Origin of the sequence: Micromonospora fiedleri, assembly GCF_016774385.1 — a bacterium.
In the GTDB taxonomy this organism is placed as follows: domain Bacteria; phylum Actinomycetota; class Actinomycetes; order Mycobacteriales; family Micromonosporaceae; genus Micromonospora; species Micromonospora gifhornensis.
The window spans coordinates 656,313-670,075 of record NZ_JAETXL010000002.1 but is presented as its reverse complement, the minus strand read 5'-3'; the positions used below and the strand labels follow the sequence as shown (position 1 = coordinate 670,075).

Below are 13,763 nucleotides of genomic sequence, written 5' to 3'. Positions count from 1 at the left end.
GCACATGTCCTTCCGTCAGCCGCCGACCGGGTTAGCTGACGGGTTCGGGACGGAAGATCCCTACCGCGCGTGCGCGGATGCACCCCAGGAACATGGTTCCCCGGCTCGCCCCTGCGGGCGATTAGGCGGCGACCACCGCCGGCACCGGTGGGTGCCGCCTGGCGGAGGCCGGGTCCGAGCCTACCGGTGCTGCTGTGACCCGTGCAGCCGGTGTGACTCGTGGTGTTCGTCCGGTCACCAGGAAATCGGACGAAAGTATCATTTGTGGCGAATTGCGGTAGCTCGGTGTCAGGTGGCCACATCGACCGTGGTGAGCCGCTGGGTGGCCCGGGACAGCGCGACGTAGAGCGTACGCACACCGGAATCGGGCACCGCGCGGATCTCACTCGGCGCGACCAGCACCACCGCGTCGTACTCCATGCCCTTGGCCTCCAGGCTCGTCACCACCTGCAGGCGGTCGCCGCCGAGGCCATCGAGCCAGCCCGTCACCTCGTCCCGCCGCGGCACCGGAGTGATCACTCCGACGGTGCCCTCGACCTCGCCGAGCAGGGTGCGCGCGGCCGACACCACGCTCGTCGTCAACTCGGCGGCCGGCACCACGAGCTGCACCGGGTCGACTCCGGTGGAGCGGACCGCCGTGGGCAGCGGGAGATCCGGGTACACCCGGCGGATCTCCTCGGCCGCCACCGCGAAGATCTCCGCCGAGTTGCGGTAGTTGGTGGTGAGGGTGAACCGGTGACGCGGACGCCGACCCAGGGCCTGCTCCCGAGCGCGGTTCAGCTCCTGCGGGTCTCCCGTCCAGGCGGTCTGCGCCGGGTCACCGACCACGGTCCACGAGGCCAACCGGCCCCGCCGGCCGATCATCCGCCACTGCATCGGCGAGACGTCCTGCGACTCGTCGACCACCACGTGGGCGTAGTCCCGGTAGTCCTCCGGGCGTTCGCGGGCGGCCTGTCGGGCGGCCCGCTGCCGGTCGGCGAAGGTGCTCAGCTCCCGTACGCCGCCGGCCAGCTGGAACGGATCCCGCTTGGCCCGGGCCGGGCGTACCGGCTTACCGAGCAGCGTGTCCAGCTCGTCGAGCAGCGCGGTGTCGGCGACCGTCGGGCCGTGAGTGGCCAGCCCTCGGTAGGCCTCGCCCAGCAGCCGGATCTCGGCCCCGGACAGGATGCCACCGGCGTACCGGCGCAGCCGCTCGTGGTCGGCCAGCCAGCCGAGCACGTGCCGGGGATGCAGCCGGGGCCACCAGGCCTTGAGGAACTCCCGGAAGTCGCTACGGTCGATCAACTCGTCCTCGAAGGCGCGCTGCTCGGGCAGGCCGGCGATGCCCAACCGGCGGGCCTGGGCCCAGAGCGCGGCGAGGATGCCGTCGAAGCCGGCCCGGCGTACCTCGTTGCGGCGGGCGCCACGGGGCAGCGCACGGTTCCAGACCGTGTTCAGCTCGGCCCGCTCCAACCGCAGCAGCTGTCCCCGGTAGAGCAGCCGCAACTCGGTGGGGGCGCCCGGCGCGGTGTCCCGCACGGCGCGCTCCAGGACCCGCCGCATCCGCAACGATCCCTTGATCGCGGCCACCCGGGGCGGGTCGGTGCGGGTGGCGACCAGGCCGGGGAAGATGCTGCCCAGCGACTGCAGGGTGGCGTTGTCCTCGCCCAACGACGGCAGCACCGAGGCGATGTAGGAGACGAAGACCGAGGACGGGCCGACGACCAGGATGCCGCCTCCGGCGTACCGGCTCCGGTCGGCGTAGAGCAGATAGGCGGCACGGTGCAGGGCCACCGCCGTCTTGCCGGTGCCGGGGCCGCCGGAGACGAGCGTCACCCCGGAACCGGGGGAGCGGATCGCCTCGTCCTGCTCACGCTGGATGGTCGCGACGATGTCGCGCATGCCCCGGCCGGTGGTGCGGGACAGGGCCGCCAGCAGCGCGCCGTCGCCCACCACCGGCATGTCCGGCGGTGCGGCTTCCGGGTCGAGCAGGTCGTCCTCGATCCGGGTGACCCGTTCCCCGCTGGACTGGATCGTGCGGCGGCGTACCACGCCGAGCGGCTCGGCGGGAGTGGCCTGATAGAACGCGGCGGCGGCGGGAGCCCGCCAGTCGACCACCAGGGTGCTGGCGTCCTCGTCGCGGATGCCGAGCCGCCCGACGTAGATCACCTGCCCGTCCCGCAGGTCGAGGCGGCCGAAGACCAGCCCTTCGTACTCGGCGTCGAACAGGTGACGTCGCTGCGCGGCGTGGAAGACCATCGCGTCGCGTTCGACGAGTGCGCCGAAGTTGCCGACCCGGGCCAGCCGGTAGCCGTCCCGTTCGGCGCGCACCGCCCCGCGCCGCAGCTCGGCCAGTCGTGCGTACACCCGGTCGAGATGCCGTTGCTCGACGGCGATCTCCTGATCCAGGGTGCTCTGATCCACCGCTCGTGCTCCTCGTCCCGCCGCCCGGCCAACCGCACGAGATTACGCCCCACCGTCCACGTGCAAGGAAGGGCACCTTGTTAACGCCTCAGGTAGAGCAGGGGTCCCTTGTTAACAGCCGTGGACGGGGCTGGTGTCGACGACCCGGCGCAGCACGCCGGAGAGGGCCCCGTTGACCTCCTCTGGGCGTTCCATCATCAGCATGTGGCCGGCGCCGGGGCACACCACCAGGTCGGTGGCGGGCAACGCCTCGGCGATCGACTCCGCGCACGGCGGTGGGGTGAGCCGGTCCCGGTCCCCGACCAGGGCCGCCGCCGGCAGATGGGCCAACGCGGCGAGGGTCTCCAACCGGTGCTGGGCGCCGATCGACGCCCGAAACCCGCCGATCGAGCGCAGCGAGGCACGGGCCACCGCCGAGGTGACCAGGCGGATGTCCGCCGGATCGCAGCGCTCACCGAAGAGCATCCAGCGGATGCTGGGCTGCAACGCCCGCAGCAGGGCCCGGGGCGGACGCCACGAGCCGCAGCGGGCCAACACCCCGGCCCCGGTGGTCTCGGCCAACCGGATGATCCGGGCGATCCGCGGCGAAAGGCCGTAGACGGTGTGCGTGTGCCCCTCGGCGGTGGTGGAGACGAAGAGCAGTCCGGCCGTACGGTGCGCGAAGTGCTCGGGGTGGCGGTGGGCGTACTCCATGATCGTCATGCCGCCCATCGAGTGGCCGACGAGCACCACCCGGCCGCCGGAGGAGACAGTGTCCAACACGGCGGCCAGATCATCGCCGAGCTGGGCGAGGGTGGCCGTGGGCAGCGCCATGCAACTGGACCGGCCGTGCCCGCGCGCGTCGTAGGTGACCACCCGCACCGACGGATACGTCTCGCGCAGCGCCGCCACCTGCCGGTGCCAGCTGCGCCCGTCCAGCGTCCAGCCGTGCAACAGCACCACGGTGACCTCGGCGTCCGCCGGTCCGCTGGCTTCCACATGCAGGCGTACGTCGTCAGGAAGCCGTACCTCGACCTGCTCTGGCATCGCCACCTCCCCCATGGCCGCGCGAGTGCGCAACACCGGGGATACCCGGTGGTAACACCGGCTACCCGCCATGACACCACGAGAACCGCGATGTTGAGAAGATTCCGGTTTGGGCCCCCTGCTCGACCGGCCGGGCCGGAGACGACGAAACGCCCGCCGGGCAGACCCGACGGGCGTTTCGTGGTGGTACGTGAGGCTGGCTCAGCCCTCGAAGACGCCGGCCTCGACCAGGCGCTTCTCGGCGGCGTCCCAGCCGTCGCCCGGGTGGGCGGCGTTGAGGCTGTTGATCTCCGCCCGGATCTTGGCGGCGTGGCCGGCGGCGGCCAGCACCCGGATCTCCTCGACGAAGGCCTCGGAGTCGGTGCGCAGGTGCACGGTCTTGCCGTTGGTCAGGTTCCGCACGTAGGCGTGCTTGCCGCCGTTGAGCGGGATCAGGTACTTGAACTCGCCCAGCACGCTGAGGGCGCCACCCTGGCCAGCCTGGCCGGCCCGGACTGACGCGCGCGCGGTCTTAGAGGTGTTGCTCGCCACGGAGGTACTCCTTGCAAGACGTACGGAGGACGGAACGTCCGGGGGCTGTTGCGGGGCGGCACCCGATGGGAGACCCCGCGAGAGGCTTACGCGGCACAGGCCGCCGATGGAACTGTACACGACCCACGATCCCGGCTGGTCATCGCGGCGTCACGAGGTGGAACGGCGGTCACCTGTCCGGGTATTCCGACCGGCGGATTTTCCGATTCCCTGGCGCACCATCCGTCCCACCAGTCATCATGTGTGACAACAACGCACCCGGAATCGGTCGAGGTCGTAGGGGAAGACGCACCTCGCTCTCCGGGAGGTCACCGTGCCAACGCGTGGCGTCGTATACGTCCATTCGACCCCGCTCGCCGTGTGCTCACACGTCGAGTGGGCGATCGCGCGCGTCCTTGCCGCGCCGGTCAACCTGCAATGGACCGCCCAACCCGTCGATCCCAGCGCCCGCCGGGCCGAATGCGGCTGGTCCGGTCGCGCCGGGACGGGTGCCGAACTGGCTGCTGCCCTCCGGCAGTGGCCCATGATCCGTTTCGAGGTCACCGAGGAGCCCAGTCCGGGCACCGACGGTGAACGCTTCATGTACGTCCCCGGCCGCGGGCTGTTCCGGGCCACCGTGGGCGCGGCCGGGGACATCCAGCTCGGCGAGGACCGGCTGCGCAGCATCATGGCCGCCGCGCGGGGACCCGAGGCCCTCGCACACGCTCTCGACAAGGCGCTCGGCAGCGCCTGGGACGCCGAACTGGAGCCGTACCGCTACGCCGGGGACGGCGCGCCGGTGACGCTGCTCACCCGGGTCGGCTGAGCGTCGCCGACCGCCCGGGATCTCGGTCCGGGCGGTCGGGGGCGTCGCCCGGTCGCCACCGGACCAAGTTGCCCGATACGCGGTGAGCTGGTGGGATGGGCCGCGTGTCGACTACCCCTCGGCGTGTCGCCGCCGTGCTCGTCGCCGTGACCATGCTGCTCGCCTCCGGTTGCTCCCAGCACGGGCAGCGTCCCGGCTCGGCCCCGGCGTCCGGCTCGACGTCACCGTCCGCTCCGGCGGCACCGGATCCCTCGCCGAGCGCCACCCCGGACGACCCGGCCACCCGGGCCGCCGCCCTGGTCGCCGAACTCGGCGACGAGGACCTGGTCGGCCAGGTGCTCATGCCGTACGCGTACGGCGACCGGGCGACCCAGGTGTCGGCCGGATCGGCAGCCGGAAACCGGGCCCTCGCCGGAGTGGACACCCCGACCGAGATGATCGAGAAGTACCGGCTCGGCGGACTGATCCTGGTCGGCTTCAGCGCCGACGACCCCACCCAGGGCAACCAGCCGACCACCAACGTCGACAACCCGAAGCAGGTCCGCGAGTTGACCACCGGGCTGCGCGAGGCCGCCGGGAAGCTGGCCGCCGGTGCGGCGCCCCTGCTCATCGGCACCGACCAGGAGTACGGGGTGGTCACCCGGGTCACCGAGGGGGTGACCCTGCTGCCCAGCGCCCTGGCCGCCGGTGCCGCCGGTGATCCCGCGCTGACCGAGGCGGCCTGGCGGGCCGCCGGCACCGAACTGGCCGCCATGGGCATCAACGTCGACTTCGCGCCGGTCGCCGACGTGCTTGTCACCCGCAGCGCGGTGATCGGGTCCCGATCCTTCGGCGCGGACCCGCAGCGCGCCGGGCAGCAGGTCGGCGGGGCGGTACGCGGACTGCAGGCCGCCGGGGTGGCGGCCACCGTCAAGCACTTCCCCGGGCACGGGCACAGCGCCGACGACTCCCACCAGGACCTGCCTGTGCTCAGCCAGTCCCGCAAGAAGTTGGCGGCGCAGGCCTGGCCGCCGTTCACTGCCGGCGTCGAGGCCGGTGCGCTGGCCGTGATGTCCGCCCACCTCGACGTCCGGGCGGTCGACCCCGGTGTGCCGGCGACCTTCTCGTACAAGCTGCTCACCGAGGTGCTGCGCGGCGAACTCGGCTTCCAGGGCGTGGTGGTCACCGACGGTATGAACATGCCACCGGCGCGCCGCTGGGGACCGGGCGAGGCCGCGGTACGCGCCCTGAAGGCCGGCAACGACCTGATCCTGATGCCGCCGAACGTGAGCCAGGCGTACGACGGGCTGCTGGCGGCGTTGCGGGACGGCTCGCTGCCCCGGGCCCGACTGGTGGAGGCGGTCACCCGGGTGCTGACCATGAAGTTCAGCCTGGCCGGCGCGCCGACGCCGGAGCTGTCGACGCTGGCCACCCCGGCGCACCGGGCGGCGGCACGGGCGTTGGCCGCCGCCGCGGTGACCGTGCTGCGCGGCCGGTGCGACGAGGTGGCGATCCGTGGACCGGTCACCGTCACCTCCTCCGACGGGCGGGCGCACACCCGGGCCGCGTTGACCGAGGCGCTGACCGAGGCCGGGGTGCGGGTGGTGCCCAACGGCGGCACGATCGTGCACCTGGTCGGGTACGGCGACCGCGCCGGGGACCTGCGGGCCGACGCGGCGGTCACGGTCGCGATGGACCTCCCGTACGTGCTGGGTCAGGCGAAGTCGCCGACGCTGCTGGCCACGTACTCGTCGAGTCGGGCCTCCATGGAGGCGCTCGCCGACGTGCTGGCCGGCAAGGCCACTCCGCCGGGGCGTTCCCCGGTCAAGGTGTCCGGACTGCCCGCCACCACCTGCGCCGGCTGACCCAAGCGGTCAGCACGGGCGTCGGCGGTTAGGCCGTCGCTGGTCTCAGGGCGTCGCGGTCAGCGTGTCGCGGGCCAGCCGGTACGCGGGCAGCAGATCGAGTGGGTCACCGAAGCTCGTGCTGCTGGCTTCCAACAACACCGTCGTCCCGCCGGCCCGGACCGCCAGCGCCCACTCCCGGATGTCCTCGTCGAGCAACTCCCGATGGCTCAACCAACTCGCCTCGATCACGTCGAGGTCGCCGACACGGGTCTGGCGGTACTGCGGATCGGTCGCCTTCTGCTCGGCGGCGACGAACGCCTCCAGCGTCTGCCGGGCCGGGGTGTCCGCGTCGTCGGCCGTCCACACCCGCAGGAAGCCCGACGCGACCGCGCGGCCGTCCACCTCGCAGCGCGCGGTCGTGCCGCCGCGTCGGGTCAACGCCTCGGCCACGGCGGCGGCCACCTCGTCGTTCGGGTCGGCGGTCTTGATCTCACTTACCCGCCACCCGTCGGCCAGTCCGAACGTCACCGGCAGCGGACAGGGGGCACCGGCGCCGACCGTCTCGCTCGCCGTGGCTGCGGTCACCTCGTCATGCCACGGCGCACCCGTCGCGCCACCGCCGGGCTGCTCGCCGGTGTCGGTCTGCGCACCGCCGCCGCAACCGGTGAGCAGCCCGATGGCCAGGGCCGCCAGCGCGAGCCGGGATCGTCGCACGATGTCCACTCCCCGTTGTTGATCTATAGGAGCGCTCAGCAAAGCGAAACCGGGGGGCGCCGTCAAGTCGGTAAGCGCGCTGCGCCCGACAACACGAAACCCCTGCCGTCGCCACGACAGCGACGGCAGGGGTGACGGGCGGACGGTCAGGCGCGGGTGAAGACCAGCGCCACGTTGTGACCACCGAAGCCGAACGAGTTGTTCAGCGCGGCCTCGATCGACATCTCGCGGGCCTTGTTGGTGACCACGTCGAGGTCGAGACTGTCGTCCGGGTCGTCCAGGTTGATCGTCGGGGGCACCACGCCGTCGCGGATCGCGAGGATCGTCGCGATCGACTCCAGCGCACCGGCGGCGCCGAGCAGGTGCCCGGACATGGACTTGGTCGCGGTCAGCACCGGGTGGTCGCCCAGCGCCTGGTGCAGTGCCTTGATCTCGGCCAGGTCGCCCACCGGCGTCGAGGTGGCGTGCGCGTTGACGTGCACGATGTCCGACTTGGCGACGTCCGCGTCGGCGATCGCCTTCTCGATCGCCCGGATCGCCCCCGCACCCTCCGGGTGGGGCTGGACGATGTCGTAGCCGTCGGAGGTGATGCCGGAGCCGGCCAGCCGGGCGTACACCCGGGCACCTCGGGCGGCGGCGTGCTCGGCGCGTTCCAGCACCACGATGCCGGCACCCTCACCGAGGACGAACCCGTCCCGACCCTTGTCCCACGGCCGCGACGCCCGCTGCGGCTCGTCGTTGCGGGTCGACATGGCCCGCATCGAGGCGAACCCGGCGATCGGCAGCGGGTGGATGACCGCCTCGGTGCCGCCGGCCACCACCACGTCGGCGCGGCCGGACCGGATCATGTCCAGACCCAGCGCGATCGCCTCCGCACCGGTGGCACAGGCACTGGCCACCGAGTGCACCCCAGCCTGCGCGCCGAGTTCCAGGCCCACCCAGGCGGCCGGGCCGTTGGGCATCAGCATCGGCACGGTGTGCGGGGACACCCGGCGGGGGCCGGAGGCCTCCAGGATGTCGTCCTGGGCGAGCAGGGTGACTGCGCCGCCGATGCCGGAGCCGATGCTGACACCCACCCGTTCCCCGTCGGGCCGGGCGTCGGCCAGGCCGGCGTCCGCCCAGGCCTGGTGGGCGGCGATCAGGGCGATCGCCTCGGAACGGTCCAGCCGGCGCAGCTTCACCCGGTCCAGCACGGTGGCCGGGTCGACCGCCAGCTGGGCGGCGATGCGGACCGGCAGCTGCTCGGCCCACTCCTGGGTGAGCGCACTCACCCCGGAGCGGCCGTTGAGCATGGCGTCCCAGGTCGACGCGACGTCCCCGCCCAGCGGGGTGGTCGCGCCGAGCCCGGTGACGACGACGTCGGATCGAGTCATGATCAGGACTGCGCCTCGATGTAGCTGACCGCGTCGCCGACCGTCTTGAGGTTCTGCACCTCGTTGTCCGGGATCTTGACGCCGAACTTCTCCTCGGCCGCCACCACGACCTCCACCATCGAAAGGGAGTCGACGTCCAGGTCGTCGGTGAAGGACTTCCCCTCGGCCACGTCGTCCGGGCTCACCCCGGCAACCTCTTCGAGGATCTCGGCGAGGCCGGCGGTGATCTCGTCACGGGTCATTGCGGTGGGTTCCTCTCATCGGGTTTCTCTCGGCGGCGGCGACGCCACCGCCTTGCTCCTCGGCGACGACGCGCCGAGGGGGTATCAGGGGCAGCGGATGACCTGACCGGCGTAGGTCAGGCCGCCGCCGAAGCCGAACAGCAGCACCGGCGCGCCCGAGGGCACCTCACGGCGCTCGACCAGCTTGGACAGGGCCAGCGGGATGCTGGCCGCGGAGGTGTTGCCGGACTCGACGAGGTCCTTGGCGATGATCGCCTGCGGGATGTTCAACCGCTTGGCGATGCCGTCGATGATCCGGGTGTTGGCCTGGTGCGGCACGAAGGCGGCCAGCTCGGACGGGTCGACCCCGGCCCGCTCGCACGCCTGCAACGCCAGGGGCGCCAGCGCCGTGGTGGCCCAGCGGAACACCGTCTGGCCCTCCTGGGCGACGTACGGACGCCAGCCCTCGATGCGTACCGCGTCGCCCCGCTCGGGCACCGAACCCCAGACCACCGGGCCCACGCCGGGCGCTTCGTCCGCGCCGGTGGCGGTGACCACCGCGGCACCCGCGCCGTCACCGAAGATGATGCAGGTGGAGCGGTCGGTCCAGTCGGTGAACTCGGAGAGCTTCTCGGCGCCGATCACGATGGCGTTGCGGCTGGCACCGGCGCGGATCGCGTGGTCGACCGTGCCGAGCGCGTACGCGAAACCGGAGCAGGCGGTGTTGACGTCGAACGCACCGGGGGCGCTGATGCCCAGCTTGTCGGCGACCCGGCAGGCCACGTTCGGGCTGCGGTCGACCGAGGTGCAGGTGGCGACGACGACCAGGTCGATGTCGGCGGCGGTCAGGCCGGAGTTCGCCAGGGCCTTGTCGGCGGCGGCAGCGGCCATGTCGGCGACGGTCTCGTCACCGGCGATGCGCCGGCTGACGATGCCGACCCGGTCGCGGATCCACTCGTCGTTGGTGTCCACCAGTTGGGCGATGTCGTTGTTGGTCACCACCCGGGACGGCTGGTAGTGGCCTAGCGAGAGGATCCTGCTGCCGCTCATGCCGAACTCTCCCTACGGTCGGTCTCGTCGCGAGACTCGTTCGAATCGAGCCGGCTGCCCGGCTCCTGGCGGGCGGTCGTGCCGTGCCGGGCGATCAGGTCGCGGGCGGCGGGCAGGTCGTCCGGGGTGTTCAGGGTGACGATCTCCGGGGCGCCGTTGCCCTTGAGTTCCCGCTTCACCAGGCCGGCGAGCGTGCCGGCGGGCGGCAGTTCGATCACCGCGGTCACGCCGAGGTCGGCGAGGGTGGCCATGCAGAGGTCCCACCGGACCGGGGCGGTGACCTGGCGAACCAGCCGTTGCAGGACCTCCCGGCCGTCGTCGACCGGCGTGCCGTCAAGGTTGGACAGCAGGATCCGGGTCGGGTCGTCCGGGGTGATCCCGTCCGCCACCGAGGCCAGCGCGGCCTCCGCCGGGGCCATGTACGGGGTGTGGAACGCGCCGGCCACCTGGAGGCGGATGATCCGCGCCCGGGTCGGTGGCTCGGCGGCGAGCTTCTCCAGCCCGGCGACCGCACCGGCGGCCACGATCTGGCCACTGCCGTTGCGGTTCGCGGCGTGCAGGCCGTGCCCGTTGATCACGGCGACCACCTCGTCCGGGTCGCCACCGAGCACGGCGGCCATGCCGGTCGGCTCCAGCGCGCAGGCGGCGGCCATCTCCCGGCCGCGTACGCCCGCCAGGGTGATCGCCGCCTCGGTCGACAGGGTGCCGGCCAGTGCCGCCGCGCCGAGTTCGCCGACGCTGTGCCCGGCGGTGAGGGCCACCTCGGTCAGCGGCAACTGCTCGGCGGCGAGCAGGGCGGCGGCCACCAGCAGCGGCTGGGTGCGGGCCGTGTCCCGGATCTCGTCGGCGTCGGCCTTGGTGCCCAGGTGCACCAGATCGACCTCGGCCAGTGTCGACCAGCTGCGCAGCCGGTCTTCAACGCCGGTCAGGTCGAGCCAGGGAGTGAGGAAGCCGGGTTTCTGAGAACCCTGGCCGGGGCAGAGTACGGCGAGCACGTGTATGACTCTCCCGGATAGCCACGCGATGCGCTGTGCCGACTGACACCAAACCGCACTAGGACCTTTGGAGGGATCCTACAAAGATTGGCGATGATCGTCACTTGCCTGTGATCTTTTACCGGCGGGTGGGGGCAATGTCTGGGTCGGTACCACCGGGTCCAGCCGACCCACCGTCAGCGCGACACGCAGGGCGAAGGCGTCCCGCGGCATCAGCGGGCTGAACCCGGTGACGTCGGAGATCCGCCGCAGCCGGTAACGCACCGTGTTCGGGTGCACGTACAACGCCCGGGCGGCGCTCTCCAGCGTCCCGCCCGCCGCGAAGAAGGCGTCAAGCGTCTCCAGCAGCTCGCCGCCGGCCCGCGCCAGCGTCGCGTACACGTCGTGCCGCAGCCGCCGACGGGCCTCCGCGTCACCGGCCAGAGCCCGCTCCGGTAGCAGGTCGCCGGCGTGGACCGGGCGGGGCGCGGTGGGCCAGGCCGGTGCCGCGCGGTAGCCGGCCAGCGCCGCCCGCGCCGACTCGGTGGCCTCGTCCAGGCTCGGCACCGCCGGGCCGACCACCACCGGCCCCGGACCGAACGCGGTGAGCAGCTTGCCGGTGGCCGCCACCGGCTCGGCCGCCCCGCCGAGCACGATCACCAGCCGGTCGCCGTGCACGCCGCCGATCACCTCCACACCGATACGCCGCGCCTGGCGGTAGACGTTGTGCAGGACGGCGGCGACCTCACCGCCCGGGGAGGTGCCCACCGCCACCGCCACCGGCGGCGCGTCCGTCCAGCCGAGGGCCGCGGCGCGGCTGGCCAGCACGTCCGGGGAGTCGCCACGCAGCAGCGCGTCCACCAGCAGGGCCTGCAACCGCGCGTCCCACGAGCCACGGGACTCCGCCGCCCGCGCGTAGACCCGGGCGGCGGCGAACGCGATCTCCCGGGAGAAGCGCAGCACCGCATCGCGCAACTGCGGCTCCTCGCCCGGGGCGGCGAGCTCGCTCACCTGCTCCTCGACCACGTCGATGGTGACCTTGATCAGCGCCACGGTCTGCTGGAGGGTGATCGAGCGGGCCAGCGCCTGGGGCGCGGTGGCGAAGACCTCGTCGGAGACCTCCTGGGTGCCCTCACCGGTGCCACCGCCCGACCAGAGCCACTGCACCAGGGAACGGACGCCGGCCTGAGCCACCAACATCACCCAGGAACGCTGGTCGGCCGGCAACTCCCGGAACCAGGGCAGCGTCTCGTCCATCCGGGCCACGCTGTCGGTGGCCAGGGTGCCGGCCGCGCGTTCGATCCGGCGCAGCGTGGCCGACAGTTCCGTCCCGCCCGATCCGCTCACCCTCCTAGCCTGACATGCCCTGAACTGGACCTTCACGGCAGCCGTCCGGTCCCATCCCTGACCTCGACCGGGTACGCGGTGCGTGGCGCGTCGGTATCGGCCAGTACCGTGTCAGGACACGTCGGGTGGGCACCGGCGGGTGAGGGCGAGAGCGTGAGGAGAAGCCGATGGCGCAGGGGGACGCCGAATACGGCTGCGCCCAGGACGAGCCGAGCCGACCGGGCGCTCACGAACAGCCGGCCACCGCCAAGCACCATCACCACCGGCGGCCGACCGGCCTCAGCCAACCGGCCGACGCGCATGCCGGCTGGACGCCCGAGCGGTGCGACGAGGAGCCGGCGGTCGCGCGACCCGGCCCGACCGAGCCGGTGGTGCCCCGGCAACGGGCCGCCGAACCACCGGTCGAACCGGTCGAGCCGGACGCCTCCGGCTGCCGCAGTGAGCGGCCCGGCTGGGCCGGTGCACACCGGCACGGCCCGGTACGCCCGGCTCGCCGCGCCACCCGGCGGGAGCGCCCACCCCGACGCTGGTGCTGAGGAACCCGACGATCAACGGCCGGCCGGGCCGGCCTCGCGCGGGTGGGTGGTCGACCTCGACGGTCAGCGGGTCCGGCGGCGGATCAGCAGGGCGATCCCGGCGAGCCCGAGGGTGATCACGACGACCACCGCGACGTTGAGCAGCAGGAGGCGACGCAGCTCCCCGAAGGCCTCGTTGATGTCCTGCGCCGGGTTGAGGGTGTCCTCCGGGATGATCCGTTCGCCGCCGCCGACGCCGCCGCTGACCGCCTCGTACGTGCGCTCCAGCGGTACGCCGGCGGTGCGCAGCGTCTCGGACATGGTGACGCGGCCGAGGAACCAGGCCGCCGTGGTCTTGCGCGAGTCCGGCTGCTTGGCCGGCCGGTAGACCCGGGGCCCGCCGACGGCCTTCGGGTAGAGGTCGTAGGTCTGCTTGGGAACGTCGCCGGCGAGCACCACGACTGTGTACTTCGGACCGAGGTTCGCCTTCTTCGGGCTGCCCGACTGGCGTACCAGCACCTTGGCGCTGACCTGGTCGACGATGGCCTTGACATGCTCGGGATGCTGCTCGGTGCGCAGTCGCAACGGTTCGGCGAGGCCGTGCCCGGTGATGTCCACCCCGGCCGGCGGCGACTTCGGTGCCGCCTTCGCCGGTTCCGCCACGGTGAGGGACAGCAGCATGGCCGCCAACCCGCCCAACGCCACTACGGCCAGTCGCCTCATCCGTCGGACCATGCCGCCTCCTCGCCCCGTTCGATGGTGGCTCTGCTGCAGGAGTCACGTGCCGGAAGCTGACGGCGGTGACCGTACCCGCAGGACGGGTACCCACCTAAAGACTCCGCCGAACGTCGATCGGTTGCAGCCGGTGGAACACTAATTGGAACTATCTGCGATCTCGACTCGGCACGGTAGCGGTCGTCAAGCAGTGGGCGGATCTTACCTGTGCCGGGACCAGTGATGCAGGCAGGATAACCTGCC

Annotated in this window: 13 protein-coding genes and 1 riboswitch; of the genes, 3 read left to right on the top strand and 10 right to left on the bottom strand. The window is 72.4% G+C overall.

Annotation, left to right across the window (positions count from 1 at the left end; genetic code table 11):
- Positions 1-4: 4 nt before the first annotated feature.
- Positions 5-138: riboswitch (cyclic di-AMP (ydaO/yuaA leader) on the bottom strand.
- 150 nt (positions 139-288) lie between these two features.
- The 3 genes from JMF97_RS07020 to JMF97_RS07010 all read right to left on the bottom strand — a co-directional run bounded on the left by JMF97_RS07020 (position 289) and on the right by JMF97_RS07010 (position 3,960).
- The gene (locus JMF97_RS07020) at positions 289-2,403 is read right to left on the bottom strand and encodes a HelD family protein (RefSeq protein WP_203220749.1); all 2,115 of its coding nucleotides are present in this window, start codon (positions 2,401-2,403) and stop codon (positions 289-291) included.
- A gap of 111 nt (positions 2,404-2,514) precedes the next feature.
- Entirely contained in the window at positions 2,515-3,429 is a 915-nt protein-coding gene (locus JMF97_RS07015) for an alpha/beta fold hydrolase (RefSeq protein ID WP_203220748.1), read from the bottom strand.
- A 201-nt stretch (positions 3,430-3,630) separates the two neighbouring features.
- On the bottom strand, positions 3,631-3,960 hold the full coding sequence (locus tag JMF97_RS07010) for a hypothetical protein (protein ID WP_013735286.1): 330 nt from the start codon (positions 3,958-3,960) through the stop codon (positions 3,631-3,633).
- Positions 3,961-4,273: 313 nt separating this feature from the next.
- On the opposite strand from JMF97_RS07010, the gene JMF97_RS07005 reads away from it, so the two are divergent.
- Both JMF97_RS07005 and JMF97_RS07000 read left to right on the top strand, forming a co-directional pair.
- Entirely contained in the window at positions 4,274-4,765 is a 492-nt protein-coding gene (locus tag JMF97_RS07005) for a DUF3145 domain-containing protein (RefSeq protein WP_203220747.1), read from the top strand.
- Between the two features lie 95 nt (positions 4,766-4,860).
- Positions 4,861-6,609: a glycoside hydrolase family 3 protein gene (locus JMF97_RS07000; protein WP_203220746.1), complete on the top strand. Its 1,749-nt coding sequence runs from the start codon at positions 4,861-4,863 to the stop codon at positions 6,607-6,609.
- 45 nt (positions 6,610-6,654) lie between these two features.
- Here JMF97_RS07000 and JMF97_RS06995 read toward each other — a convergent pair whose 3' ends face one another.
- The 6 genes from JMF97_RS06995 to JMF97_RS06970 form a co-directional block, all read right to left on the bottom strand.
- Positions 6,655-7,305: a lipoprotein gene (locus JMF97_RS06995; protein ID WP_203220745.1), complete on the bottom strand. Its 651-nt coding sequence runs from the start codon at positions 7,303-7,305 to the stop codon at positions 6,655-6,657.
- A 146-nt stretch (positions 7,306-7,451) separates the two neighbouring features.
- Positions 7,452-8,678 (bottom strand): beta-ketoacyl-ACP synthase II, encoded by a 1,227-nt coding sequence (fabF, locus tag JMF97_RS06990; protein WP_013735282.1) that lies wholly within the window; start codon positions 8,676-8,678, stop codon positions 7,452-7,454.
- Between the two features lie 2 nt (positions 8,679-8,680).
- Entirely contained in the window at positions 8,681-8,920 is a 240-nt protein-coding gene (locus JMF97_RS06985; protein WP_013735281.1) for an acyl carrier protein, read from the bottom strand.
- A gap of 84 nt (positions 8,921-9,004) precedes the next feature.
- Positions 9,005-9,949: a beta-ketoacyl-ACP synthase III gene (locus tag JMF97_RS06980; protein ID WP_203220744.1), complete on the bottom strand. Its 945-nt coding sequence runs from the start codon at positions 9,947-9,949 to the stop codon at positions 9,005-9,007.
- Entirely contained in the window at positions 9,946-10,944 is a 999-nt protein-coding gene (locus JMF97_RS06975) for an ACP S-malonyltransferase (protein WP_203220743.1), read from the bottom strand. The genes JMF97_RS06980 and JMF97_RS06975 overlap by 4 nt, the downstream gene beginning before the upstream one ends.
- Before the next feature lie 78 nt (positions 10,945-11,022).
- On the bottom strand, positions 11,023-12,306 hold the full coding sequence (locus tag JMF97_RS06970; RefSeq protein ID WP_307816795.1) for a PucR family transcriptional regulator: 1,284 nt from the start codon (positions 12,304-12,306) through the stop codon (positions 11,023-11,025).
- A 131-nt stretch (positions 12,307-12,437) separates the two neighbouring features.
- On the opposite strand from JMF97_RS06970, the gene JMF97_RS06965 reads away from it, so the two are divergent.
- The gene (locus JMF97_RS06965; protein ID WP_203220741.1) at positions 12,438-12,806 is read left to right on the top strand and encodes a hypothetical protein; all 369 of its coding nucleotides are present in this window, start codon (positions 12,438-12,440) and stop codon (positions 12,804-12,806) included.
- 63 nt (positions 12,807-12,869) lie between these two features.
- Here the strand turns inward: JMF97_RS06965 and JMF97_RS06960 are convergent, their stop codons facing one another.
- Positions 12,870-13,520 carry a hypothetical protein gene (locus JMF97_RS06960; RefSeq protein ID WP_203220740.1) on the bottom strand — a complete coding sequence of 217 codons (651 nt, stop codon included), beginning with the start codon at positions 13,518-13,520 and terminating at the stop codon, positions 12,870-12,872.
- Positions 13,521-13,763: the final 243 nt, after the last annotated feature.

Coding starts and splice junctions, on each gene's coding strand:
- JMF97_RS06965 (WP_203220741.1), top strand. CDS start 12,438: ATGGCGCAGGGGGACGCCGAATACGGCTGCGCCCAGGACGAGCCGAGC.
- JMF97_RS07015 (WP_203220748.1), bottom strand. CDS start 3,429: ATGCCAGAGCAGGTCGAGGTACGGCTTCCTGACGACGTACGCCTGCAT.
- fabF (WP_013735282.1), bottom strand. CDS start 8,678: ATGACTCGATCCGACGTCGTCGTCACCGGGCTCGGCGCGACCACCCCG.
- JMF97_RS07000 (WP_203220746.1), top strand. CDS start 4,861: ATGGGCCGCGTGTCGACTACCCCTCGGCGTGTCGCCGCCGTGCTCGTC.
- JMF97_RS06980 (WP_203220744.1), bottom strand. CDS start 9,949: ATGAGCGGCAGCAGGATCCTCTCGCTAGGCCACTACCAGCCGTCCCGG.
- JMF97_RS06985 (WP_013735281.1), bottom strand. CDS start 8,920: ATGACCCGTGACGAGATCACCGCCGGCCTCGCCGAGATCCTCGAAGAG.
- JMF97_RS06960 (WP_203220740.1), bottom strand. CDS start 13,520: ATGGTCCGACGGATGAGGCGACTGGCCGTAGTGGCGTTGGGCGGGTTG.